Annotated in this window: 23 protein-coding genes; 17 read left to right on the forward strand and 6 right to left on the reverse strand. The window is 70.6% G+C overall.

Annotated elements, in window-relative coordinates; all coding sequences use genetic code 11:
• The first annotated feature begins 65 nt into the window (after positions 1–65).
• Together AC07RM_RS06310 and AC07RM_RS06315 are read left to right on the forward strand one after the other, a co-directional pair.
• Positions 66–881, forward strand: coding sequence for an ABC transporter ATP-binding protein (locus AC07RM_RS06310; RefSeq protein ID WP_093341331.1), 816 nt, complete (start codon positions 66–68; stop codon positions 879–881).
• On the forward strand, positions 878–1,717 hold the full coding sequence (locus tag AC07RM_RS06315; RefSeq protein ID WP_057594209.1) for an ABC transporter permease: 840 nt from the start codon (positions 878–880) through the stop codon (positions 1,715–1,717). Before AC07RM_RS06310 ends, AC07RM_RS06315 begins: the two co-directional genes overlap by 4 nt.
• A gap of 34 nt (positions 1,718–1,751) precedes the next feature.
• Here the strand turns inward: AC07RM_RS06315 and AC07RM_RS06320 are convergent, their stop codons facing one another.
• The 3 genes from AC07RM_RS06320 to gloB all read right to left on the reverse strand — a co-directional run bounded on the left by AC07RM_RS06320 (position 1,752) and on the right by gloB (position 5,963).
• A complete protein-coding gene (locus AC07RM_RS06320) occupies positions 1,752–3,518 on the reverse strand; it encodes a monovalent cation:proton antiporter-2 (CPA2) family protein (protein ID WP_296789186.1) in 1,767 nt (588 codons plus the stop codon).
• An 82-nt stretch (positions 3,519–3,600) separates the two neighbouring features.
• Complete coding sequence (locus AC07RM_RS06325; RefSeq protein WP_495315969.1) at positions 3,601–5,187, reverse strand: transglycosylase SLT domain-containing protein; 1,587 nt, start codon at positions 5,185–5,187, stop codon at positions 3,601–3,603.
• Positions 5,184–5,963: a hydroxyacylglutathione hydrolase gene (gene gloB, locus AC07RM_RS06330; protein ID WP_495333808.1), complete on the reverse strand. Its 780-nt coding sequence runs from the start codon at positions 5,961–5,963 to the stop codon at positions 5,184–5,186. Before gloB ends, AC07RM_RS06325 begins: the two co-directional genes overlap by 4 nt.
• On the opposite strand from gloB, the gene AC07RM_RS06335 reads away from it, so the two are divergent.
• The 12 genes from AC07RM_RS06335 to AC07RM_RS06390 all read left to right on the forward strand — a co-directional run bounded on the left by AC07RM_RS06335 (position 5,962) and on the right by AC07RM_RS06390 (position 17,422).
• Complete coding sequence (locus AC07RM_RS06335) at positions 5,962–6,747, forward strand: class I SAM-dependent methyltransferase (protein WP_495333810.1); 786 nt, start codon at positions 5,962–5,964, stop codon at positions 6,745–6,747. The genes gloB and AC07RM_RS06335 overlap by 2 nt on opposite strands.
• A gap of 43 nt (positions 6,748–6,790) precedes the next feature.
• The gene (gene rnhA / locus AC07RM_RS06340; RefSeq protein WP_057594204.1) at positions 6,791–7,240 is read left to right on the forward strand and encodes a ribonuclease HI; all 450 of its coding nucleotides are present in this window, start codon (positions 6,791–6,793) and stop codon (positions 7,238–7,240) included.
• 156 nt (positions 7,241–7,396) lie between these two features.
• Positions 7,397–8,332: an AraC-like ligand-binding domain-containing protein gene (locus AC07RM_RS06345; protein ID WP_495333812.1), complete on the forward strand. Its 936-nt coding sequence runs from the start codon at positions 7,397–7,399 to the stop codon at positions 8,330–8,332.
• A gap of 127 nt (positions 8,333–8,459) precedes the next feature.
• Positions 8,460–8,699 (forward strand): hypothetical protein, encoded by a 240-nt coding sequence (locus AC07RM_RS06350; RefSeq protein WP_495333814.1) that lies wholly within the window; start codon positions 8,460–8,462, stop codon positions 8,697–8,699.
• A complete protein-coding gene (locus tag AC07RM_RS06355) occupies positions 8,696–10,108 on the forward strand; it encodes an amidase (protein ID WP_495333816.1) in 1,413 nt (470 codons plus the stop codon). Before AC07RM_RS06350 ends, AC07RM_RS06355 begins: the two co-directional genes overlap by 4 nt.
• Before the next feature lie 151 nt (positions 10,109–10,259).
• The gene (locus tag AC07RM_RS06360) at positions 10,260–11,660 is read left to right on the forward strand and encodes an amidase (RefSeq protein WP_495333818.1); all 1,401 of its coding nucleotides are present in this window, start codon (positions 10,260–10,262) and stop codon (positions 11,658–11,660) included.
• A 65-nt stretch (positions 11,661–11,725) separates the two neighbouring features.
• Entirely contained in the window at positions 11,726–12,949 is a 1,224-nt protein-coding gene (locus AC07RM_RS06365; protein WP_093341349.1) for an urea ABC transporter substrate-binding protein, read from the forward strand.
• 38 nt (positions 12,950–12,987) lie between these two features.
• The gene (locus AC07RM_RS06370; protein WP_057592524.1) at positions 12,988–13,854 is read left to right on the forward strand and encodes an ABC transporter permease subunit; all 867 of its coding nucleotides are present in this window, start codon (positions 12,988–12,990) and stop codon (positions 13,852–13,854) included.
• Positions 13,855–13,887: 33 nt separating this feature from the next.
• Complete coding sequence (locus tag AC07RM_RS06375) at positions 13,888–14,982, forward strand: branched-chain amino acid ABC transporter permease (RefSeq protein ID WP_495333820.1); 1,095 nt, start codon at positions 13,888–13,890, stop codon at positions 14,980–14,982.
• A complete protein-coding gene (locus AC07RM_RS06380; protein ID WP_495333822.1) occupies positions 14,979–15,707 on the forward strand; it encodes an ABC transporter ATP-binding protein in 729 nt (242 codons plus the stop codon). Before AC07RM_RS06375 ends, AC07RM_RS06380 begins: the two co-directional genes overlap by 4 nt.
• Positions 15,694–16,407: an ABC transporter ATP-binding protein gene (locus AC07RM_RS06385; protein ID WP_208513576.1), complete on the forward strand. Its 714-nt coding sequence runs from the start codon at positions 15,694–15,696 to the stop codon at positions 16,405–16,407. Before AC07RM_RS06380 ends, AC07RM_RS06385 begins: the two co-directional genes overlap by 14 nt.
• 25 nt (positions 16,408–16,432) lie before the next feature.
• Entirely contained in the window at positions 16,433–17,422 is a 990-nt protein-coding gene (locus AC07RM_RS06390) for an acetamidase/formamidase family protein (protein ID WP_495333824.1), read from the forward strand.
• Between the two features lie 6 nt (positions 17,423–17,428).
• Here the strand turns inward: AC07RM_RS06390 and AC07RM_RS06395 are convergent, their stop codons facing one another.
• The gene (locus AC07RM_RS06395; RefSeq protein WP_495333826.1) at positions 17,429–18,412 is read right to left on the reverse strand and encodes a LysR family transcriptional regulator; all 984 of its coding nucleotides are present in this window, start codon (positions 18,410–18,412) and stop codon (positions 17,429–17,431) included.
• Between the two features lie 96 nt (positions 18,413–18,508).
• Between AC07RM_RS06395 and AC07RM_RS06400 the strand changes: the two genes are divergently transcribed.
• Genes AC07RM_RS06400 through AC07RM_RS06410 form a run of 3 tightly spaced genes read left to right on the forward strand, consistent with a single transcriptional unit; the run spans position 18,509 to position 22,020 of the window.
• Complete coding sequence (locus AC07RM_RS06400; RefSeq protein ID WP_495333828.1) at positions 18,509–19,720, forward strand: CaiB/BaiF CoA transferase family protein; 1,212 nt, start codon at positions 18,509–18,511, stop codon at positions 19,718–19,720.
• Between the two features lie 25 nt (positions 19,721–19,745).
• Positions 19,746–20,999, forward strand: a complete 1,254-nt coding sequence (locus AC07RM_RS06405; RefSeq protein WP_495333830.1) for a DUF1254 domain-containing protein — start codon at positions 19,746–19,748, stop codon at positions 20,997–20,999.
• A gap of 43 nt (positions 21,000–21,042) precedes the next feature.
• Positions 21,043–22,020, forward strand: a complete 978-nt coding sequence (locus tag AC07RM_RS06410) for a Bug family tripartite tricarboxylate transporter substrate binding protein (RefSeq protein ID WP_495333832.1) — start codon at positions 21,043–21,045, stop codon at positions 22,018–22,020.
• Between the two features lie 7 nt (positions 22,021–22,027).
• On the opposite strand, the gene moeA is transcribed toward AC07RM_RS06410, so the two are convergent.
• Both moeA and moaA read right to left on the reverse strand, forming a co-directional pair.
• Entirely contained in the window at positions 22,028–23,341 is a 1,314-nt protein-coding gene (gene moeA / locus AC07RM_RS06415; RefSeq protein ID WP_495334168.1) for a molybdopterin molybdotransferase MoeA, read from the reverse strand.
• An 8-nt stretch (positions 23,342–23,349) separates the two neighbouring features.
• The gene (gene moaA / locus AC07RM_RS06420; protein WP_495333834.1) at positions 23,350–24,495 is read right to left on the reverse strand and encodes a GTP 3',8-cyclase MoaA; all 1,146 of its coding nucleotides are present in this window, start codon (positions 24,493–24,495) and stop codon (positions 23,350–23,352) included.
• Positions 24,496–24,606 lie beyond the last annotated feature (111 nt).

Below are 24,606 nucleotides of genomic sequence, written 5' to 3' on the forward strand. Positions count from 1 at the left end.
CCCGCGACCCGGCTTCGGCCGGGTTTTTTCTGGGGGACGCACTTCGCTCGACATTCAGTTCCGCCATGTCCGACCACGCACTCGAACTCCTCTCGATCAGCTGCATCTTCCATTCGAAGGACGACCCCGGCCAGCGCTACACCGCGGTGGCCGACACCACCTTGCGCGTGCGCGCCGGCGAGTTCGTGTCGGTGGTCGGTCCCACGGGCTGCGGCAAGTCGACCCTGCTCAACATCGGCGCGGGGCTGCTGCAGCCCTCGTCCGGCACGGTCAAGGTGTTCGGCCAGCCGCTCGCGGGCATCAACGCGCGCGCGGGCTACATGTTCCAGACCGAGGCGCTGATGCCCTGGCGCAGCGCCATCGACAACGTGATGGTCGGGCTGCAATACCGCGGCGTGCCTGATGCCGAAGCGCGCCGCGAGGCCGAGGCCTGGCTCGCGCGCGTGGGCCTCTCGGGCTTCGGCGACCGCTATCCGCACCAGCTCTCGGGCGGCATGCGCAAGCGCGTGGCGCTGGCGCAGACGCTGGTGCTCGACCCCGACATCATCCTGATGGACGAGCCCTTCAGCGCGCTCGACATCCAGACCCGCCAGCTGATGGAGAACGAGGTGCTCGATCTCTGGAGCGCGAAGAAGAAGGCCGTGCTGTTCATCACCCACGACCTCGACGAGGCCATCGCGATGAGCGACCGCGTGGTGGTGCTCTCGGCCGGGCCCGCCACCCATCCGATCGGCGAGTTCGAGATCGACCTGCCGCGCCCGCGCGACGTGGCCGAGGTGCGCACCCAGCCGCGCTTCGTCGAGCTGCACACCCAGATCTGGGAGGTGCTGCGCGACGAGGTGCTCAAGGGCTACGCGCAGCAACTGAAGAAGGCCGCATGATGTCGCGTCTGGCCCTCAACGAACGCAACGCGCGCTTCTGGCAGCTGGTGCTGCTGGTCGTGATCCTCGTGGGCTGGCACCTGGCCTCGCGCAATCAGCAGGTGGCCTTCTTCCTCGGCGAGCCGATCCAGGTGGCCGGCCGCATCTGGAGCTGGTTCCTGCCCTTCGAGGTGCCGGCGAACCCGCTGTTCCCCGACGGACTCAAGGGCAATGCCGACATCTACCTGCACCTGGGCACCACGCTGCTCGAGACCGTGCTGGCCTTCGGCATCGGCACCGTGCTGGGCCTGGGCTGCGGCCTGTGGCTCGCGCTCGCGCCCACCGCGAGCCTGATCCTCGATCCCTACATCAAGGCCGCCAACTCGATGCCGCGCGTGATCCTCGCGCCGATCTTCGCGCTGTGGTTCGGCCTCGGCATCTGGAGCAAGGTGGCGCTGGCGGTCACGCTGGTGTTCTTCATCGTGTTCTTCAACGTCTACCAGGGCGTGCGCGAGGTCAGCCCGGTGGTGCTGGCCAATGCGCGCATGCTGGGCGCCAACCAGCGCCAGCTGCTGCGCACCGTCTACCTGCCGAGCGCCACGAGCTGGGTGTTCTCGAGCCTGCACACCTCGGTGGGCCTGGCCTTCGTGGGCGCGGTGGTGGGCGAGTACCTGGGCTCGGCGCGCGGCGTCGGCTACCTGATCCTGCAGGCCGAGGGCACCTTCGACGTCAACACCGTGTTCGCCGGCATCGTGGTGCTGACGGCCTTCGCGCTCGCGCTCGACGCGCTGGTGGGCCTGATCGAGAAGCGGCTCATGAAGTGGCAGCCGCGCAGCGGCGAGACCGAGAAGCTCTGAACCGCGCGCGGCTCGAGAACGAGCTCGAGCGCGCTCAGGTGTTCTTGCCGTGCGCCTCGGTGTTGACCTGCACCAGCGCGCGGCCCGCGAAGATGCCGCCGGCCATCTCGAGCACCAGGCGCTCCGCGTCGCGCCGCCGCAGCTCGCCGATCACCTCGTCGGCCTCGGTGTCGGAGGCGCCGAGCGCCAGCACGCCCTGGCGGCCGAAGGCCATCGCCGATTCGAAGGTCTCGCGGATCTGGAAGTCGACGTTGAGCTTGCCGATCTCGAGCATGTGCTCGCGGTCGTAGGCGCGCACCAGCAGCTGCGCATGCGGGAACTCGGCCTTGAGCAGCTCGACGATGCGCGTGGTGGCGGCCTTGTCGTTCACGCAGACCATGATGACGCGCGCGCTGTGGGCGCCGGCGGCATGCAGCACGTCGGCGCGCGAGCCGTCGCCGTAGTAGACCTTGAAGCCGAACAGGGCGGCATCGCGGATCACCTGGGTGTCGGTGTCGATGATCGCGATCGAGGCGCCGCGCGCCAGCGCGCCCTGGATCGCGATCTGGCCGAAGCGGCCGAAGCCGATCACCAGCACGTTGCCGACCAGGTCCTCGGCCTTGTCGATGCCGTCCATCGACTCGGCCACGGCCGGCGCGAAGCGGCGGTGCGCGAGCACCACCAGCGGCGTGAGCGCCATCGAGAGCACCACCACCGCCGTCATGTTGGCGTTGACCACCGGGCTGATGACGCCCGCGGCGAGCGCCGAGGAGAACAGCACGAAGGCGAACTCGCCGCCCTGGGCCATCAGCACCGCGCGGTCGAGCGCGTCGGCGCGCGAGCTCTTCGCGAGCCGCGCCACCGCGTAGATGCACAGCGACTTCACCACCATCATCGACAGCACGCCGGCCAGGATCAGCTGCCAGTTGCGCGCCACCACCGCGAGGTCGAGCGACATGCCCACGCCGATGAAGAACAGCCCGAGCAGCAGGCCGCGGAAGGGCTCGATGTCGGCCTCGAGCTGGTGGCGGAAGGTGGACTCGGACAGCAGCACGCCCGCGATGAAGGCGCCCATGGCCATCGAAAGGCCACCGAGTTGCATCAGCAGCGCGGCGCCCAGCACCACCAGCAGCGCGGCGGCGGTCATGACCTCGCGCGCCTTCGAGTTGGCGAGCACGCGGAACAGCGGGTTCAGCAGCCAGATGCCGGCCGCCACCAGCGCCGCGAGCGCGGCCAGCGCTATGCCCACGCCGATCCAGCGCGAGCCGGCCTCGACCACGTGCTGCGTGGCGTCGGGCGGCGCGATGAAGGCCACGATGGCCAGCAGCGGCACGATCAGCAGGTCTTCGAACAGCAGCACGGCGACGATCTTCTGGCCGCGCGGCGCCGCGATGTCGCCGCGTTCGCCGAGCAGCTGCATCACGATGGCGGTGGAGGTCAGCACGAAGCCCATCGCGCAGACGAAGGACACGGCGAGCGGGAAGCCGAAGGCCATGCCCACGCCGGTCAGCAGGATGCCGCACACCACCACCTGCAGGCTGCCGAGGCCGAAGATGTCGCGCCGCATGCTCCACAGGTGCGAGGGCCGCATCTCGAGGCCGATCACGAACAGGAACATCACGACGCCGAGCTCGGCCGTGTGCAGGATGGTCTGGGGATCGGTGAAGAGGCCGAAGCCGAACGGGCCGATGGCCAGCCCCGCGGCCAGGTAGCCCAGCACCGAGCCGAGCCCGATGCGCTTGAACAGCGGCACCGCGACCACCGCGGCCCCCAACAGCGTGACGACCTTGACGAGATCGCCCGCACTTCCTTCCACTGCCATGTCATGGCCCTCCTGATCTCGTTATTCGTGGCCGGCGCCGCGAAAGGTGTTGCGCCGGTCGTGCCGCCATCTCGGCGCTTCTTCAGCGCTTCTTCTTCGAGGGCGTGCCGCCGCGCTTCTCGCGCACCACCTGCTTGCTGGGCGCGCTGGCCGGCACCTTGCTCACGTTGCTGCCGCGCTTGACCTGCGCGACCGGGCGGGCGCGCGGACCGGCACCGCTGCCGACGCGCGCGGCCGGGGCGGCGCGCACCGGCAGGTAGACCACCACGCTGATGCCGCGCTTGAAGGCATGGTTGGGCTTGACGTCGTTCCACTCGGCGACGTTCGCGGGCCGCAGGTTGTAGCGCCGCGCGATGCTCGCCACGTTGTCGCTGCGCCCGGCCTTGACGGTGGTGCGGCGCGTGACGATCTCGGGCTGGAAGCTCAGGTGACCGCTGTCGGCCACCACCGCCGCCACGTCCTCCTTGACGCGCGCGCCGCGCGGCACGATCAGCGTGGAGCCGGCCTTGATCAGCATGCGCGGCGGCACGTTGTTGAGCGCGCGCAGGTCCGACTCGCTCATGCCGGCGCGCTGGGCGGCATCGGCCACGGTCATGGTGTTGGGCACGACCCAGGCGGTCCAGCTCGCGTACTGGCCCTGCGTGTAGGCGTCGAAGTTGCGCTGGAACACGGCGGCGTTGTCCCAGGGCAGCAGGAGCTCGGAGGTGCCCGCGGCGATCAGCACCGGCTTGTGGGCCGCCGGGTTGAGCGCGCGGAAGTCCTCGATGCGCACGTCGGCGAGCTTGGCGGCCAGTTCCACGTCGAGGTCGCGCGTGAGCGGCACGGTCTGGAAGTAGGGGTGGTTGGCGATCACCGGCAGCTCGGCGTTGAAGGCCTGCGGGTTGGCCACGATGTTCTTCACCGCCTGCAGCTTGGGCACGTACATGCGGGTCTCGGCCGGCATCGTGAGGTCGCTGTAGGTGGTGGGCAGGCCCAGGCGCTGGTTCTTGGCGATGGCGCGGCTCACGCTGCCTTCGCCCCAGTTGTAGGCGGCCAGCGCGAGCTGCCAGTCGCCGAACATGTTGTAGAGCTTCTGCAGGTAGTCGAGCGCGGCGCGCGTGGAGGCGACCACGTCGCGGCGGTCGTCGCGGAAGATGTTCTGCTTGAGGTCGAAGTCGGTGCCGGTGGCCGGCATGAACTGCCACATGCCGGCGGCGCGCGCGCTCGACACGGCCTGCGGGTTGAAGGCGCTCTCGATGTAGGGCAGCAGCGCCAGCTCGGTGGGCATGTTGCGCCGCTCGAGCTCCTCGACGATGTGGAAGATGTACTTGTTCGAGCGCTCGGTCATGCGCTGGATGTAGTCGGGCCGACTCGCATACCACTGCTCGCGGTCGCGCACCAGGTCGCTGTCGAGGTCGGGCATCTTGAAGCCGCGGCGGATGCGGTCCCACATGTCGGCCGGCGGGGCCAGCGTGACCACGCTCTGCGAGCGCGCCTCGCTGCTGGCGATGGGGGCGAGCTGGCCGCTCGGGTAGATGGGCGCGGCCCGGCTGGCGGCGGCGCCGGTACCGCCGGCGGTGGGGGGAGAGGAGGGGGAAGGGGAGGAAGACGAGGAAGAGGGGGTGCCGGTGCCCGCGCAGCCGGCGAGCAACAGGATGCCTGCAAGGCAGGCGGCAGCGGTGAGTTTCATCGGAAGTCGTTTTTCCATTGGCGCAGCGCCGCGAACACGTCGGCTTCGCCCGCCTCGGGGGACAGCTCGGCATGCGCGCGCACCGCTCGAAGGACAGTGGCTTCGCGGCTGCGAAGAAAGGGGTTGATCCGGCGTTCGAGGGCCAGCTGCGATGGCAGCGTGGGCTCGCCCTGGGCGCGCAGGCTTTCGCAATGCGCCCGGTACTGAGTCAGGTCGGTGTTGCCGGGTTCCACCGCCTGGGCGAAGCGCAGGTTAGAAAGTGTGTATTCGTGGGCGCAGCATACGCGGGTGTCGCCGGGCAGCGCGGCGAGCGCGTCGAGCGAGGCCAGCATCTGCGCGGGCGTGCCCTCGAACAGGCGCCCGCACCCGCCCGAGAACAGGGTGTCGCCGCAGAACAGCAGCGGCGCACGGCCCCCGGCGGCCGGCAGGAAGTAGGCGATGTGGCCGGCCGTGTGGCCCGGCACGTCGATCACCTCGAAGCGCAGGCCCAGCGCCTCGGCCCGGTCGCCCTGCACCAGCGGGGCATAGGGCTCGGGGATGCGCTCGTGCCTCGGACCCCACACCGCGGCGCCGGTGGCGGCGCGCAGCTCGGCCACGCCGCCCGTGTGATCGGCGTGATGGTGCGTGACTAGAATCGCGGCCAGTTGCAGCTTGCCGCTTGCCAGTGCGTCGAGCACCGGCCGGGCATCGCCCGGGTCCACCACGATCGCGTTGGACCCGTCCTGCAGCATCCAGATGTAGTTGTCGGCGAAGGCGGGCAGCGGAACGAGGGTCATGAGCGGTCAAATTATAGGTTTGCAGGAGTGGTTCGCGACCCCCCCCGGACGCTACCTTCTCGCCTGGGAACAAGCCCAGTTCGACCAGGCCGTGGCCGACGTTTTCGGCTACCACGCGCTGCAGCTCGGGGCCGCCCAGGTCGAGGGCCTGCGCGCCAACCGCATGCCGCACCGCTGGCTCGCGCTCGACGACCCGGCGCACCTCGCGCATGCGCCGCAGGCCGTGCTGCTGACCGATTTCGCGGCGCTGCCGTTCGCGGCCAACAGCCTGGACCTGGTGGTGCTGCCGCATGCGCTCGAGCTCAGCCCCGATCCGCACGCCACGCTGCGCGAGGTCGAGCGGGTGCTGGTGCCCGAGGGCCGGGTGGTGATCTGCGGGCTCAACCCGACCAGCCTCTGGGGCATGCGGCAGCGCCGCGCGCACCTGTACCGGCGCCTGGGCTTCGGCGAACTCTTCCTGCCCGAGGGCGGGGAGTTCATCGGCTACTGGCGCATGCGCGACTGGCTGCGCCTGCTGAGCTTCGAGGTCGAGTCGGGCCGCTTCGGCGTCTACCGGCCGTCCGCGCGCAGCGAGGCCTGGCTCGAGCGCAGCCGCTGGATGGACGTGGCCGGCGAGCGCTGGTGGCCGATCTTCGGCGCGGCCTACTTCCTGGTGGCGGTCAAGCGCGTGCGCGGCATGCGGCTCTTGAGCCCCGAATGGCGCCGCGCCGGCGCCCGCGCCACGGCGCCGGTGCCGATCGCGGGCAAGGTGCACCGACAGGGACGCCGCGCCGACGGCGAATGACGTGAATGAATATCGACAGTGAAGAAATGAAGGAACAGAGAGCTTGAACGAAGTCGTGATCTACACCGATGGTGCCTGCAAGGGCAATCCCGGCCCCGGGGGCTGGGGCGCCTGGCTCAAGTCGGGCCCCACCGAGAAGGAGCTGTTCGGCGGCGAGCTGAACACCACCAACAACCGCATGGAGCTCACGGCCGTGATCGAGGGCCTGGCCGCGCTCAAGCGGCCCTGCAAGGTCACGCTCTACCTCGACAGCCAGTACGTGCGCCAGGGCATCACCGAGTGGATCCGCGGCTGGAAGGCCAAGGGCTGGCTCACCTCGACCAAGCAGCCGGTGAAGAACGTCGAGCTCTGGCAGCGGCTGGACAAGCTGGTGCAGGAGGGCGGCCACGCCATCGAGTGGCGCTGGGTCAAGGGCCATTCGGGCGACCCGGGCAACGAGCGCGCCGACATGCTGGCCAACAAGGGCGTGGACAAGGCGCTGGGCCGCGGCTGAGCGCGCGGCTGAACACGCGGAGACTACGGGTCAGCCCTCAGAGGGAAGCGGGGCCCGCACGCTAGAGTGCGCGGGCAGGCCTCGGCAAGGGCATGGATGTTGCTTGAGGCGTTGCGATGGCCATCGCGAGATGGTTTCCAACCCTTCGCTCGCAGCATGCACCTCGACTACTCCACCGACACGGTCGACGACGCCCAGCGCTTTGCGTACTGGAGCGACGTGGTGTGCCAGCACCTGATCCCGGCCAAGAGCGTGGTGCCCGACCGCCAGCATTTCAACGCGCGCTTCAGGCTGCGCTCGCTCGGCAAGCTCGCGCTGGCCGAGATGTCGTCGCCGCGCCATGTCTGGGAGCGCGATGCCCAGCACCTGCGCAGCGGCCCCAACGAGGACTTCATGCTGAGCCTGATGGTGTCGGGCCACGGCGTGCTCTCGCAGTCGGGGCGGGAAGTGGTGCAGCGCAACGGCGACATCGTGCTTTACGACGCCGCGCGGCCCTTCAGCTTCGACCTCGCGCCCGAGTCCACGCTGCTGGTTCGCATTCCGCGCCGGCAACTGCTGTGCCGCTTTCCCGAGGCCCACAGCCTCACGGCGATGCACCTGGCCGAGGGCCATCCCACGGCGCGGCTGCTCGGCCACATGATCCGCGAGGCGGCGAGCCTCGAGCTCTCGGGCAGCGAGGCCATGGAGGCCAGCCTCGCGGGCTCGATGCTCGACATGCTCTCGGCCGTGCTGCAGGTGCAGAGCGATGGCGCCGAGGCCGCGCTGTCCTCGCATGCCCAGCTCTACCAGCGCACGCGCGAGTACATCGCCGCGCACCTCGACGACTGCGAGCTCGACGTGGAGCAGATCGCCGCGGCGCAGCACGTGTCGGCGCGCACGCTGGCGCGCGTGTTCGCCGAATACGGCAGCACGCCGATCCAGCACCTGTGGAAGCAGCGGCTCGAGGCCAGCCATGCGGCGCTCAGCGAAGGCCGCGTGCGGCAGGTCACGCAGGCCGCGTTCCAGCACGGCTTCAGCGACCTCTCGCATTTCTGCCGCGTGTTCAAGAAGGCCTACGGCGTGACGCCGCAGACCCTGCTGCGCCGCCACTGAGCACGGCCGTCCGCCGCGGCTGGCGGTTCCAGCCCATCGCGATGGCAGGCGCAGCCAAGCCGCGAACCGCGTCGTTGCCTATCGTGAAGCCAGCCCCCAGACGGGCGCTTCACGCAAGGAAACGACGATGCCTTCCCCCTCATCCGCCCCCTCCGATGGCCCGCCGACGATCGACACCGCCGCGCTGGCGCGCTGCGCCGGCCTCGACCTGAGCCCCGAGCGGCTGGCCGCGGTCGATGCCGTGCTGCAGGCCTGGATTCCCGCCGCCAACGCGCTCAGCGCGCAGATGAGCGATCCCGCGCGGCAGGCGCTGATGCCGGTCACGGCCTTCACGCATGCGCACGAGCTGCCGGAGGAGGGCGCATGAACGACATCGCGAACCTGGGGCTGGCCGAGGCCGCGCGCCTGGTGCGCGCGCGCAAGGTCTCGCCCGTGGAACTGGTCGAGGCCTCGCTCGCGCGCATCCGCGCCCACGACGGCGTGCTCAAGTCCTTCATCACCGTGTTCGAGGAACAGGCGCTGCAGGTCGCGCGCGCGGCCGAGATGCTGTCGGCCGCGGGCCACGAACTCGGTCCGCTGCACGGCGTGCCGCTGGCGCTCAAGGACAACGTCGCGCTGCGCGGCAGCCGCACCACGGCCGGCAGCAAGCTGCTGGCCGACTGGGTGCCCGAGGCCGACGCCACTGTCGCCACACGGTTGCGCCAGGCCGGCGCGCTGTTCATCGGCAAGACCAACATGCACGAGTTCGCCTGGGGCGGCACCTCGGCCAATCCGCACTACGGCGCGGTGCGCAACCCCTGGGACACCGATCGCTTCCCGGCCGGCTCCAGCGGCGGCTCGGCCGTGGCGGTGGCCGCGCGGCTGTGCTTCGGCGCCATCGGCACCGACACCGGCGGCTCGATCCGGCTGCCCTCGGCCATCAACGGCATCGTCGGGCTGCGGCCCACCTATGGCCGGGTCAGCAACCACGGCGTGATCCCGCTGGCCTGGAGCATGGACACGGTGGGCCCGATGGCCCGCAGCGTGGAGGACTGCGCGCTGATGTTCGGCGCCATCGCGGGCTTCGATCCGAAGGACGCGGCCAGCGCGCCGCGCGCGGTGGACGACTACCTGCAGGACCTCGAGGGCGGCTGCCGCCACCTGCGCATCGGCATCGTGCCGGGCTATTTCTTCGAGCACCTGCAGGCGCCGGTGCACGACGCAGTGAAGGCGGCGATCGCGGCCTTCGTCGAACTGGGCGCGCAGGTGGTCGAGGTCGACATCGGCCACATCCACGGCAACATCTCGGCCCAGCTCACCATCGAGTCGGCCGAGCCCAGCACCTACCACCAGCGCAGCCTGCGCGAGCGGCCCGGCGACTACGGCGACGACGTGCGCACCCTGCTCGAGGCCGGCGAGATGCTGCTGGCCACCCACTACCTGCAGGCGCAGCGCTACCGTGCCTTGTTGCGCGCCGAGCTCCTCGAGGCCTTCCGCCGCGTCGACGTGTTCGTCTGTCCCTCGCTGCCTTTCGCGGCCACGCGCATCGGCGAAACCAGCGTGGAGATCGAGCCGGGCCGGCCCGAGGACATGCTGTCCGCGATCATGCAGTTCACCGGCGTGGCCAGCCTCACGGGGCTGCCCTCGCTCAACGTGCCCTGCGGCTTCGATCCCGACGGCCTGCCGATCGGCATGCAGCTGATCGGCCGGCCCTTCGCCGAGGCCGCGCTGCTGCGCGCGGGCCATGCGTTCCAGCAGGCCACCGATTTCCACCGCCGCGCGCCCGCGCTGGCCTGAAAGCGCCAACCCACCCATCGACTGGCCGCGCCAGCACATCGCGATGGCGCTGCGAGCCAAGCCGCGAAGGCGGCGCTTCTATACCTTCGATGTCGGCGTCTTCCTACAGGCCGACCCCTTTTCCATCCCCAACGAACGGAGCCTCCACACCATGCCGAACACCGATCTGCACTACCTCGAACTGCTCGAAGTCGGCCGCCTGATCCAGTCGAAGGAACTCTCGAGCGTCGAGGTCACGCAGGCCCAGCTCGATCGCATCGGGCAGGTCGACGGCGGCCTGCGCAGCTATGTGCGCGTGATGACCGACTCGGCGCTGGCCGAGGCCAAGCGCGCCGACGCCGAGATCGCGCGCGGCGAATCGCGCGGCCCGCTGCACGGCGTGCCGGTGGCGGTCAAGGACCTGTGCTGGACCGCGGGCGTGCCCACGGCCGCCGGCATGACGCTCTACCAGGACTTCGTGCCCGAGGTCGACGGCACCGTGGTGCGCAAGCTGCGCGAGGCCGGCGCGCCGATCCTCGGCAAGCTGCAGCTCACCGAGAGCGCCTATGCCGACCACCATCCGAGCGTGTCGCCGCCGGTCAATCCGTGGAACGCGGCGCACTGGCCGGGCGTGTCCTCCAGCGGCTCGGGCGTGGCCACCGCGGCGGGCCTGTGCTACGGCTCGCTGGGCACCGACACGGGAGGATCGATCCGCTTTCCCTCGGCCGCCAACGGCCTCACGGGCCTGAAGCCGACCTGGGGCCGCGTGAGCCGCCACGGCGCCTTCGAGCTCGCCGCCACGCTCGACCACATCGGCCCGATGACGCGCAGCGCGGCCGATGCGGGCGCGATGCTCGGCGCCATCGCGGGCGCCGACGCGAACGATCCCACCGCCAGCCTGCTGCCGGTGCCCGACTACCTGGCCGACATCGGCCGGGGCCTGGCCGGGCTGCGCGTGGGCATCGACCTGCGTTGGGCCACCGAGGGCGTGGACGCGCCGACGCGCGAGGTCTTCGATGCCGCCGTCGCCGCGGTGAAGACGCTGGGCGGCGAATTGCGCGAGGTGCGCTTTCCCGATCCGGCGCAGGCGCTGGCCGACTGGTTCCCGCTGTGCGGCATCGAGGCCGCGGTGGTGCACGAGAAGACCTATCCGGCGCGCAAGGAGATGTACGGCCCGGCCGTGGCCGGCCTGATCGAGCTGGGGCTGGCGCAAAGCGGCACCGACTACCAGAAGATCGTGCTGCACCGCCACGACTTCAGCGGCCGCGTGCGCGCGATGTTCGAGGACATCGACCTGCTGCTGATCCCGGCCACCGGCATCGCCTCGCCGACCATGGAGCGCATGGCGCAGATGGGCGTCGACGCCGAGCTGATGGCCGCGATGCTGCGCTACACCTGCCCCTTCGACATGACCGGCAGCCCCACGATCACGCTGCCTGGCGGCTTCACGCCCGCGGGCATGCCGGTGGCCTTCCAGTTCGTGTCGCGCCACTTCGACGAGGCGCTGCTGGTGCGCGCCGGCGCGGCCTTCCAGCAGCTCACCGACTGGCACCGCCGCCATCCCGCGCTGTGAGCGCCGCGGGCTTCCCCTTTCTTCGTTCTCCCTCGTTCTTTTCTCCTTCCCTCGAAAGCACCACCATGACACTACGCAATGCGCTTCTCTCCCTGGGCTGCACGCTGGCGCTGGCCACCTCGGCGATGGCCGCCGATCCGCTGAAGATCGGCCTGATGGAAGACGTCTCGGGCGACCTCGCCGTGCTCGGCAAGCCCAAGCTCAACGGCTCGCTGCTGGCCGTGGAGGAGATCAACAAGGCCGGCGGCATCATGGGCCGCCAGATCGAGCTGATCCATCTCGATCCGCAGGGCGACAACGCGCGCTACCAGGAGTTCACGCGGCGCCTGCTGAGCAAGGACAAGGTCGACCTGCTGATCGGCGGCATCACCTCGGCCTCGCGCGAGGCGGTGCGCCCGATCGTCGACCGCACGCAGACGCCGTACTTCTATACCAACCAGTACGAGGGCGGCGTGTGCGACGCCAACATGATCAGCATGGGCGCGGTGCCCGAGCAGCAGTTCTCCACGCTGATCCCCTACATGGTCCAGACCTTCGGCAAGAAGGTCTACGTGGTGGCGGCCGACTACAACTTCGGCCAGATCTCCGCCGAGTGGAACCGCACCATCCTCAAGGACCTGGGCGGCACCGTGGTGGGCGAGGAGTTCATCCCGCTGGGCGTGTCGCAGTTCGCGCAGACGATCCAGAACATCCAGAAGGCCAAGCCCGACTGGCTCTTGATGCTCAACGTGGGCGCGGCGCAGGACTCCTTCTTCGAGCAGGCCGCGGCCGCCAAGCTGAACCTGCCGATGGGCTCGTCGGTGAAGGTGATGCTGGGCTTCGAGCACAAGCGCTTCGCGCCGCCCGCGCTCAACCGCATGCATGCCACGGCCAACTGGTTCGAGGAGATCGACACGCCCGCGGCCACCGAGTTCAAGAAGCGCTGGCACGCCAAGTTCCCGAACGAGCCCTACATCAACGACATGGGCTACAACGCCTACAACACGCTCTACATGTACAAGACGCTGGTCGAGAAGGCCAAGTCGACCAAGCTGGCCGACCTGCGCAAGGTGATCGCCACCGGCGACGCCTGCATCGAGGCGGCCGAGGGCAAGATCTGCATCGATCCCAAGAGCCAGCACGTGTCGCACCAGATGCGGCTGATCTCGGTCGACGACAAGCATGCGGTGAAGGTGCTCAAGGACTACGGGACCATCCAGCCCTACTGGCTCGGCCAGATCGGCTGTGACCTGACGAAGAAGAACGACCGCAAGCAGTACACGCCCTCGGACCTGCCGAAGAAGTCCTGAGCGCGTTTGCAGCAGCCAGCCACTGACCGGGAGCCGCGGTGTTCGCCGAAATCTTCTCCTTCCTCTACCAGTTCGCCGACGTGTTCGCGTTCCTCATCCTTTCCGCGGCCGGCCTGGCCGTGGTGTTCGGGATGATGGGCGTGATCAACATGGCGCACGGCGAGTTCATCATGTGCGGCGCCTACGTCACCGTGGGCCTGGTGCACGGCGGGCTGCCGCTGCCGCTCGCGCAGCTGTGCGGCACGCTCGCGGCCGGCCTGATCGGCATGGCCGTGGAGTGGAGCCTGGTGCGCAAGCTCTACAAGCGGCCGCTCGACTCGCTGCTCGCCACCTTCGGCCTGAGCCTGATCGTCACGCAGGGCATGCTGCTGGTGTTCGGCTCCACGCTCGCGGGCGTGGGCACGCCCGAGGGCAGCTTCAGCGTGGGCGGCTACAGCTTCTCGGTCTACCGGCTGGTGCTGTTCGCGGCCGCGGTGGCGGTGCTCGGCGGCATCTACCTGGTCTTCATGCGCACCCGCTTCGGCGTGCATGCGCGCGCCACCATGCAGAACGCCTCGATCGCGCAGGCCACCGGCGTGCGCGTGGGCCGCGTGTACGCGCTGAGCTTCGGCATCGGCGCCGGCCTCGCGGGGCTGTGCGGCGCGCTCTATGCGCCGACCATGACCCTGATCCCGACCATGGGCGCGGCCTTCCTGGTCGAGAGCTTCGTCACCGTGGTGGTGGGCGGCGCCAACGTGCTGCTGGGCACCGCGCCGGCCGGCATCCTGCTCGCGGTCATCCGCACCGGCCTCAACGGCTGGGGCGGCCAGATCGTGGGCCAGATCGGGATGCTGCTGGCGGTGATCGTGGTGATCCGCATCCTGCCCGAAGGGGTGTCGGGCTGGCTGGCCCGGCGCACCCGCTGAACGGCGTCTTCCCCTGCACGGAGTCCTCCTCGCATGTTCCAACTCATCAACGGGCCGCAGACGCTGGGCGCCAGCCGCGTCTTCTGGCTTCCCTTCCTCGCCGTGCTGGTCCTGGTGCTCGCATACCCGGCCGTCGCCGATTCGTACGACGTCGGCAACATGGCCTACCTGCTGACCTGGACCTTCATGGCCATGGGCCTGTGCCTGGTCTGGGGCTACGGCGGCATGCTGTCCTTCGGCCAGACCTTCTTCTTCGGCGTGGCCGGCTACGGCTACGGCGTGCTGGCCACCAACCTGGGCGGCGAGTCGGGCACCACCTTCCTCGCGCTGGCACTGGCCCTCGGCCTGGCCGCGCTGGCGGCGGCGGTGCTCGGCTACTTCATGATCTGGGGCCGCGTGGGCGGCGTGTTCTTCGGCATCGTCACGCTGTCGGCCACGCTGGTGCTGGCCTTCTTCCTCGGCCAGACGGCCGGGCCCGAATGGCACATCGGCAACGCGCGGCTCAACGGCTTCAACGGCATGAAGGACATGGCGCCGCTGAACATCCCTTGGTTCGGCGGCGAGCAACTGTTCTTCGAGGGCGTGGCGCTGTACTACCTGGTGGTGGCGCTGATCCTCGTGGTCTACCTGGGCCTGCGCATCCTGCTGAACTCGCGCTTCGGCAACGTGGTGGTGGCGGTGCGCGAGGATCCGCAGCGCGCCGAGCTGCTCGGCTACGACGTGCGCAAGTACCAGCTCGCCACCTTCGTCATCGGCTCCGCGCTGGCGGGCCTCAGCGGCGTGCTCTACACCTCGTGGGGCCAGTTCATCACGCCCGCGAGCATCGGCCTGCCGGCCGCCGCGATGCCGATCGTCTGGGTCGCGTTCTCGGGCCGCGGCGACATCACGGCCACGCTGGTCGGTTCGTTCCTGGTGCTCTGGGCCTTCCAGGCGCTGACGGTCTACAGCCAGCAGGCGGCGCTGCTGCTGATGGGCGCGATGCTGCTGTGCACCGTGATGGTGGCGCCGCAGGGCTTCGTGATCGGCGTGGCGAACGCGGTGCGGCGGCTGTTCGCGCGGCGCGGCGCGGCGAAGCCCGCGGCGCCGTCGAAGCTGCCCGAAGCCACGACCGCGGAGGTGCGCGCATGACCGAGGTGCTGTTGCAGACCCACGGCCTGTCGAAGCGCTTCGGCGGCCATGCGGCCGTGTCGGAGGTCGACCTCTCGGTGCGCCGCGGCGAGATCCATTGCCTGATCGGGCCCAACGGCGCGGGCAAGAGCACGCTGTTCAAGCTGATCGTCGGCACCCACGAGGCCAGCGAGGGCCGCATCGAGTTCCAGGGCCGTGAGGTGACGGACGAGCGGCCCTACCAGCGCGTGCAGCAGGGCATGAGCATCAAGATGCAGGCGCCGAGCGTGTTCCGCGAACTGCCGGTGCGGCAGAACATCCACATCGCGCTGCAGCACCATGCGCGGCTGGCCGAGCTGCGACGCGAGGAAGACCGGCTGCTCGAGCTGCTGGACCTCGCGGCCGATGCCGACAAGCCCGCGGGCGAGCTGTCCCACGGCCAGCAGCAGTGGCTGGAGATCGGCATGGCGCTGGCGCTCAAGCCGGTGCTGCTGCTGATGGACGAGCCCACGGCCGGGCTGTCGCCCGAGGAGACCTTCAAGACCGGCGAGCTGATCCAGAAGCTCAATGCCGAGGGCATGACGGTGCTGGTGGTCGAGCACGACATGGCCTTCATCCGCCAGATCGCGCAGCGCGTGACCGTGCTGCACTTCGGCAAGGTGTTCGCCGAGGGCTCGATCGCCGAGGTGATCGCCGATCCGCGCGTGGCCGAGATCTACCTGGGGAAGACGCATGAACACCACTGAGACCGTGCTCGAGATCCGCGGCCTGCAGGCCGGCTATGGCGCCACGCCGATCCTCCAGGGCGTCGACCTGGCGGTGGGCAAGGGCGAGATCGTGGCGCTGATCGGGCGCAACGGCGTGGGCAAGACCACCACCATGCGCTGCCTGATGGGCCTGCTGCGCACGCGCGGCGGCGGCATTCGCTTCCTGGGGCGCGACATCGAGACCCTGACCAGCGATGCGCGCGCGCGGCTGGGCATCGGCTACGTGCCGCAGGGGCGCGAGGTGTTCCCGCGCATGACGGTGGCCGAGAACCTGATGGTGGGCGAGCTGATCGGCGGCCCGCGCGGCCGCAAGCAGCCCGAGCTGGTCTACCAGTACTTTCCGCGCCTGGCCGAGCGGCGCGACCAGCTCGCGGGCACCATGTCGGGCGGCGAGCAGCAGCAGCTCGCCATCGGCCGCGCGCTGGTGGGCAACCCGGCGCTGATGCTGCTCGACGAACCCTCGGAAGGCATCCAGCCCTCGATCGTGCAACTGATCTGCGACGTGCTGCGCGCGATCCGGCGCGACCTCGGCACCACCATCCTGTTCGTCGAGCAGAACCTCGACACCATCCTCGACGTGGGCGAACGCGCCTACGTGATGGAGAAGGGCCGCATCGTCGGGCGCATCGAGCCCGGCGCCATGAACGCGCAGGCGGTGCGCGAGCACCTCTCGCTGTGAAGCAACCAAGAAGGAGACCCATCCCATGAGCTGGCTCGAACGATCGATCATGCAGACGCGCGGCGAGGGCCGTGCGCGCCGCGTGGCCACCCACGAACTCACCGAGGCGAAGCAGGGCACCTACCACTTCACCATCGGCCCCTACACCCAGCCCGTGTTGACGGTGAAGCCCGGCGACCGCATCGTGGTCGAGACGCGCGATGCCTTCGACGGCAAGGTCAAGACCGAGCAGGACCTGCCTTCGAAGGTGCTGACCATGCCCTTCGTCAATCCGCAGAACGGTCCGATCATGGTCGAGGGCGCCGAGCCCGGCGACGCGATCGCGGTGCACATCGAATCGATGGCGCCGCGCGGGCCCAATCCGCGCGGTACCTGCTGCATGATCCCGGACTTCGGCGCGCTGAGCGGCACCGCCTTCACCGCGCTGCTGAACCAGCCGCTGCCCGAGACCGTGCGCAAGATCGACGTGGACGAGGAGGGCGTGTACTGGAGCAAGCGCGTCACCCTGCCGTACCGCCCGCATATCGGCACCCTGAGCTGCTCGCCCGAGCTCGATTCCATCAACAGCCTCACGCCCGACCAGCACGGCGGCAACATGGACCTGCCCGACATGGGCCCAGGCAGCATCACCTACCTGCCGGTGCGCACGCCGGGCGGGCGGCTGTTCATCGGCGACGCCCATGCCTGCCAGGGCGACGGCGAGGTCTGCGGCACCGCGGTCGAATACCCGAGCCTCACGACCATCCGCGTCGACCTGATCAAGGGCTGGAAGCTCGAGTGGCCGCGGCTGGAAACCGAGGCCATGATCATGGCCATCGGCAGCGCGCGGCCGCTCGAGGACGCTACCCGCATCGCCTACAAGGAGCTGGTGCTCTGGATGGAAGCCGAGTACGGCTACGACCGCTGGGACGCCTACATGATGCTGAGCCAGTGCGGCAAGGTGCGGCTGGGCAACTTCGTGGATCCGAAGTACACGGTGGGGGCGGGGATCTCGAAGGAGTATCTGGCGCCCTGAGTCCCCTCAGGCCGCGGGCCTCGCGCGCCGCTTCGGCGCCATCGTCGCGGCCCCGCGCCGCACCGCCTCGGCGAACTCGGCCAGGATCGGCGGGCGCTCCATGCCGTCGCGGCGGAAGAACAGGCCGAAGGACGGCAGGCTCACCTTCGGCGCGACGGCGAGCCGGCGCACGCCGCCGCGCGCGATCTCGTCGATCGCATGCTCCAGCCGCACCGCGCACAGCAGCGACGGATCGCGGCGCAGCACTGCGCCGACCGTGACCGACGACAGGGCCTCGACGACCGGCATCGGCGGCGTCGCGCCGTCGTTGAGGAAGGCCGTCATGAAGGCCTGACGCACCAGCGTCTCGCGCGGCGGCAGCACCCAGGAGGACTGGGCCAGGTCGGCCCAGCGCAGCCTGCGCCGGGCGCCGTCGTCGTTGCCGGGGTGAGCGGTGGATGCGAGCACGCAGAGTTCGTCCTCGAGCAGCACCACGGGCTCGAGCCGCGGCGCGATGTCGCTCGCGGACAGCTCGGGCGTGATGGCGCCGAAGACGCAGTCGAGCGCGCCCTCGAGCAGCCGCTCGATCAGTTCGTGGACGCGGCCCTCGCGCAGCAGCACGGCGGCGCCTGGCACCCGCCGTCGCAGCTCGGCGATGGCGGCCGGGATGGTGGCAGTGACGGAGGGCGCGCCGACCCGCAGCACTGCCGCGGCGCCGCCCTGCAGCGCGTCGACGTCCTCGGTGGCGCGCACGAGTTCGTTGAGCACCGCCCGCGCGCGGAACACGGCGCTCGCGCCCAGCGCGTTGGCGTGAATGCCCTGGTGGCTGCGCTCGAACAGCCGCGCGCCGAAGCAGCCCTCGATCTCGCCGAGCATCTTGCTGATCGCGGGCTGGCTCAGGTGCAGCCGTGCCGCCGCGCCGCGCATGGTGGCGGTCTCGGAGAGCGCGGCGAGCAGCTCGAGGTGCCTCAGGCGCAGCTTGCGCACGAGATGGTGGGTCTTGGCGTCCATGGGCGGTCCCGGTGTCGGAGGCGATAGCTGATCGTGATCGCTCCCTCACGATTATCGAATTTTCAAGAATAGGGGAAGGGGATAAGGTCCGGGCCGATGAACACCGAGACAACGACCGAGACATCCGGACCCGCGGCACCGCTGGCGGGCGTGCGCGTGATCGACATGGGGCAGTACATCGCCGGCCCGGGCGCGGCGATGGTGCTGGCCGAGCTGGGCGCCGAGGTCGTGAAGATCGAGCCGATCGCGGGCGACCAGGCGCGCCACATCGGCCGCTACGGCGAGTCGATGATCCGGGCCTACAGCCGCGGCAAGCGCTCGATCGCGCTCGATCTCAAGAGCGAGGCCGGGCGTGCGGTCGCGTGGCGGCTGATCGAGGGCAGCGACGTGCTGATCCAGAACCTGCGCCCGGGCGCGGTGGAGGCCCTGGGCTTCGGGCCGGAGCCGGTGCGCGAGCGCTTCCCGAAGCTGATCTACCTCTCGATCTCGGGCTTCGGCAGCCGCGGGCCCTCGAGCGCGCGTCCCGGCTACGACGTGGCCGCGCAGGCCGAGAGCGGCCTGATGTCGGTGACGGGCGAGCCGGACCGGCTGCCGCAGAAGGTGGGCGTGCCGGTCATCGACGCGGCCGCGGGGCACCTGGGCGCGCAGGCGGTGCTGGCGGCGCTTTACGGCCGCACGCGCACCGGCAGGGGCGAGACGCTGCGCACCTCGCTGCTCGAGGTGGCGCTGCACCTGCAGGCCACCACCTGGTGCGACTACCTGGGCGGCGCACCCGAGCCGACGCGCATCGGCGACGGCCAGCCGAACAACGCGCCAGCCGCGGAGGTGGTGCCCACGCGCGACGGGCACATCGTGCTGTCGGCCTATGCGGACGAGCACTGGGCGCGCTTCTGCCGCGTCGTGGGGCGCGAGGCGCTCGCGGACGATCCGCGCTTTCGCAGCAACGCCCTGCGCGTGCGGCACCGCGCCGAGCTGCGCGCGGTGCTGCGCGAATGCCTGTCCGCGTTCACGAGCGAAGAGTGCGTGGCGCTGCTGAGCCGCAACCAGATCGTCGTCGGCGCGGTGCGCAGCTACCGGCAGGTGCTCGACAGCGAGGACGTGCAGGCCAGCGGCATGCTGGTCGACGCGGTCGCGGCCGACGGCAGCCGCTACCCCTCGCTTGCCTTGCCCTACAGCCTCGGCGACGCGCCGCGCGCCCGGCCGCGCGCCGCGTCTGCCTGCGGCGCGGACACCGACGAGGTGCTGGGCGCGCTGGGTTTCGGCGCGCAGGAAATCGCCGAGCTGCGCCGCGACGGCGCCGTGGCCTGAACGTCGGATGAGAGAGGAAAACGCCATGGACATGTTCACGCAAGAAGGCGAAGCCGCGGTCGTCCAGACGCTGCCGCTGTACGAGATGATGCGCATGCGCGCCGCGACCACCGCGCGCCGCCATCCGCGGCTGGGCTTCGCCGCCGCGGAGCCCGGCACCGGGATGCGCTGGGTCAACCAGTTCACCCACACGCACCGTCGCCTGGGGCCCGAAGACCGAGAGGTGGTGAGCCCGAACAACGACACCGTCTACAGCAACGCCTGGCTCGACCTCCGCGAGGGGCCGGTGGTCATCGAGTCGCCCGACATGGGCGAGCGCTACTGGACCCTCGGGCTGCTCGATGCCTGGACCAACCCATTCGCCTACGTGGGGCGACGCACCACCGGCAACCGGGCGCAGCGCACGCTGGTCCACGGCCCGGGCTGGCGCGACGCCGTGCCCGAGGGCATCACGCACACGATCCGCGCGGCCGGCGACGACGTCTGGCTGATCGGCCGCATCCTCGTGGAGGACGACGGCGCCGATGCCGAGCGCGTGCGCGCGCTGCAGGCGGGCCTGCGGCTCGTGCGGCTCGATGGCGCCGACGCTGCGATGCGCGTGGATACCGTGCTCGAAGGCCGCGACACGCGCATTCCCGCGCCCGACCTGTATCGCCAGGTCGTGGACGCCGCGCTGCGGCGCAATCCCGTGCCCGAGGGCGAGCGGCTCGCATGGCCGCCCACGGCCGGCGCGCTCGAGGCCGCGCTGCCGGCCGTCTACGAAGGCCTGCGCAGCGCCGGCCAGCCGCACGACCTGGGCGGCGGCTGGGCCATCCCGGTCATGGTGCGCACGCATTGGGGCGAGGACCTGCTGACGCGCTCCCGCATCGCGCGCAACTTCATCGGTGCGCTCGGCATCGACGAGGCGATGTACCCGACGGCCGAGGTCGACGCACGGGGCGAACCGCTCGATGGATCGCGGCGCTACGAGCTGCGCTTCGCGCCGGGCCGGGCCCCGAAGGTGGGCGCTTTCTGGTCGCTCACGATGTACCGGCGCAGCGACTGCCTGTTCGTGGCCAACCCGATCGCGCGCTACTCGATCGGCGACCGCACGCCAGGCCTGCGCCACGAGGCCGACGGCAGCCTCGTGATCCGGCTGCAGGCCGACGATCCCGGGCCGGACATGAACTGGCTGCCCGCGCCGCGCGACGCGCGTTTCTATGTCGTGCTGCGGCTCTACCAGCCGCATGCCGACCATCTGGCGCTGCGCTTCGACTATCCGCCGATCCGGCAGGCCTGAGACTCGACGAACGAACACACTTAGAAAAATGGAGACGACACGCATGACGACCTTGAACCGCCGCCACCTTCTCGCCGCGGCCGCCGGCCTGGCGCTGCCCTGGAGCGCGCCGGCTTTCGCGCAGGCCTGGCCCGCGCGGCCGATCCGCATGATCTCGCCCTACGGCGCGGGCGGCTCCAACGACATCCTCACGCGCGTGCTCGGCGACTTCCTCGGGCGCCGGCTCGGCCAGGGGATCGTGGTCGAGAACAAGGCGGGCGCGGGCACGCGCATCGCCAACGACTTCGTGGCCAAGGCGCCGCCCGATGGCTACACGCTGCTGCATGCCGCCGCGCCGATCGCCATCGGCGAGGCGCTCTACAAGGACCTGCCGTACGACGTGCACAAGAGCTTCGCTGCCATCGCCAGCACCGCGATCGCGCCGCTGTTCCTGGTGGTCAATGCCCAGGCGCCTTACAAGACGCTGGCCGAGTTCGTGAAGCATGCGAAGGCGCAGCCCGGGGGCGCCACCTTCGGCTCGCCGGGCGCGGGCTCCGCGCCGCACCTGACGGCCGAGCTGCTGCTGCGCGCCGCGGGCGCCAAGGGCGTGGTGGTGCAGTACCGCGGCGACGCACCGGCCTACACCGAGCTGCTGGCCGGGCGCATCGACGCCACGCTGACCGCCATCTCGACCGCGGTGCCGCATATCCAGGCCGGCAAGCTGCGGGTGCTGGGCGTGGCCAACGAGGAGCGTTCGCCGCTGTACCCCGATGCGCCCACCCTGCGCGAGCAGGGCCTGCCATCGGTCGTGGGCTACGGCTGGTACGGCATGCTGGCGCCCGCGGGCACGCCGGCGGCGGTGGTCGAGCGGCTCAATGCCGAGATCAACGCGGCCGTGGCCGACGCGGACGTGCGCCGCAAGGCCGAGGCCGCGGGACTGCAACTGCGTGGCGGCAGCGCCACCGAGTTCAGCGCCTTCATCGGCAGCGAGACACGCAAGTGGGCCCAGATCATCAAGGCCGCGAACATCACGGCCGAGTGAAAACGCCCTAGACGATCCCGTCGAACATCATCACGTCGACTTCGTCGCCCGCGGCCACCGGGCCCTGGTCGTGGTGCAGCACCACGAGGCCGTTGGCCTCGACCATCGAACTGAGCACACCCGAGCCCTGGTTGCCCGCCACCCGCACCTCGGGCAGCGCGCCGGGCACCGACTGCACGAAGCCGCGCTGGTATTCGGTGCGGCCCGGCTTCTTGCGGATCGGCCCGAGGCTGCGCGCGCGCAGCAGCGGCGGGTGCGCCGCGGCCGCGGCATGGCAGCCCATCATGCGCAGCAGCGCGGGCCGCACGAAGGCGAGGAAGGTGACCATCACGGCGACCGGATTGCCGGGCAGGCCGAACAGCACGGCGGATTCCGAGCCCTGGGGCTCGCGCGGGATCAGGCCCACGGCCATGGGCCGGCCGGGGCGCATCGCGACGCGCCAGAAGGCGATGTCGCCGAGCTGCTGCATCACCTCGCGCGTGTGGTCGGCCGCGCCGGCGCTGACGCCGCCGCTGGTGACGATGGCATCGGCCTCGCGCGCCGCGCGCTGCACGGCGGCCGCCAGCGAGGCGGGATCGTCGCGCACCAGGCCGAGATCGATGACCTCGCAGCCCAGCCGCTCGAGCAGGGCGGTGACGGTGTAGCGGTTGCTGTCGTAGACGGCGCCTTCGCGCGGCGCGTCGCCGATCTCGAGGATCTCGTCGCCGGTCGACAGACAGGCCACGCGCAGCCGTCGCAGCACCGGCACGCCGGTCAGGCCCAGGCTCGCGACCATGCCGAGCGCGGCCGGCGACAGCCGCTGGCCGCGGCGCAGCGCGGGCTGGCCCTGCATCAGGTCCTCGCCCGTGAGGCGGCGGTTGTCGCCGCGGCGCACCACGCGCGCGGGAAAGCTCAGGCGATCGTCGTCGACGCGGCAGAACTCCTGCGGGATCACGGTGTCGAGCCCGGCCGGCATGACGGCGCCGGTCATGATGCGCACGGCGTCGCCCGGGGCCAGCGCGCCGCGCCAGGTGGCACCGGCCAGCGCGGTGCCCACGATGCGCAGCGAGACCGAGGCATCGCTGGGCGCGTCGTCGCGCAGCAATGCGCCGTCGAAGGCGAAGCCGTCCATGGCGGAGTTGTCGTGCGGCGGCACGCTGACGGGCGAGACGATGTCCTCGGCCAGCACCCGGCCGAGCGCCTGGCGCAGGCCGAGCTGCTCGCGCTGGGCGACGACGGCGCCCTCGACCAGCCGCTCGATAAAGCTGCGCACGCCGTCGACGCCGAGGTCCTGGGGGTCGTGGCAGGCGAGGCCGGCGGCGATGTCGGCGATGCGGCCCATCGGTGCGCTCATCCGCCGATGTAGCTCATCTCGACGCGGCGCTGCGCCTTGGCGTCGCCGTCGTCGGGGCCGCGCAGCGCGCGCAGTTCCGAGTAGCGGTCGGCGCGCCCCTGCCAGACATGGCCGATGGCCGAGGCGATCTCCTCGTCGCTAGCGGCGCCGCGCAGCAGCGGGCGCAGGTCGTGGCCGGCGCTCGCGAACAGGCACAGGTAGAGCTTGCCCTCGGTCGACAGCCGCGCGCGGCTGCAGTCGTGGCAGAAGGCCTGCGTGACGCTGCTGATGACGCCGATCTCGCCGCGGCCGTCGGCATAGGCCCAGCGCTGGGCGGTCTCGCCGGCCACGCTGGCCTCGAGCGGGCGCAGCGGGAATTCGGCGCCGATGCGCGCGACGACCTCGGCCGAGGGCAGCACCTCGTCCATGCGCCAGCCGTTGGTGGCGCCGACGTCCATGTACTCGATGAAGCGCAGCACGACCTTGCCGTCGAGCTGGTCGCGGAAGTGGCGCGCCATCGGCAGGATCTCCTGCTCGTTGGTGCCGCGCTTGACCACCATGTTGACCTTGATCGGGCCCAGGCCCGCGGCATGCGCGGCCTCGATGCCGGCCAGCACGTCGGCGACGGGAAAGTCCACGTCGTTCATGTGGCGGAACACCGCGTCGTCGAGGCTGTCGAGGCTCACGGTCACGCGCTGCAGGCCGGCGGCCTTGAGCGCGGCGGCCTTGCGTTTGAGCAGCGAGCCGTTGGTGGTGAGCGTGAGCTCGAGGGGCTCGCCCGCGGGCGTGCGCAGCGCGGCGAGCTGCTCGATCAGGCCCTCGATGTTCTTGCGCAGCAGCGGTTCGCCGCCGGTCAGCCGGATCTTGCGCACGCCGTGCGCGGCGAACAGGCGGGCCAGCCGCGTGATCTCCTCGAAGCTCAGCAGCGCGCTGTGCGGCAGGTACTGGTAGTCCTTGTCGAACACGTCCTTCGGCATGCAGTAGCTGCAGCGGAAGTTGCAGCGGTCGGTCACGCTGATGCGCAGGTCGGTCAGCGGCCGGCCCAGACGGTCGTGCAGCACGCCGGTGGCGGGCAGCGCGATCCCGGGCACGGCGAGGGCCGCGCGCGCGCGGCCGATCTCGGCGATCGGGATGACGGTGCTGGAGCTGCTGCGGTTGTTCATGGGGCGAGGGGTCCGATTTTGCGCCATGGCCCAAGGGCCTGTGCCGCGCAGGCTACTGGATCGCGCCGCGGCGGACCTTGCCCGCGGTCAAGCTTCGGCGATACGGGGCCG

The sequence above is a fragment of the Variovorax sp. GW821-FHT09B05 genome, from assembly GCF_059418265.1.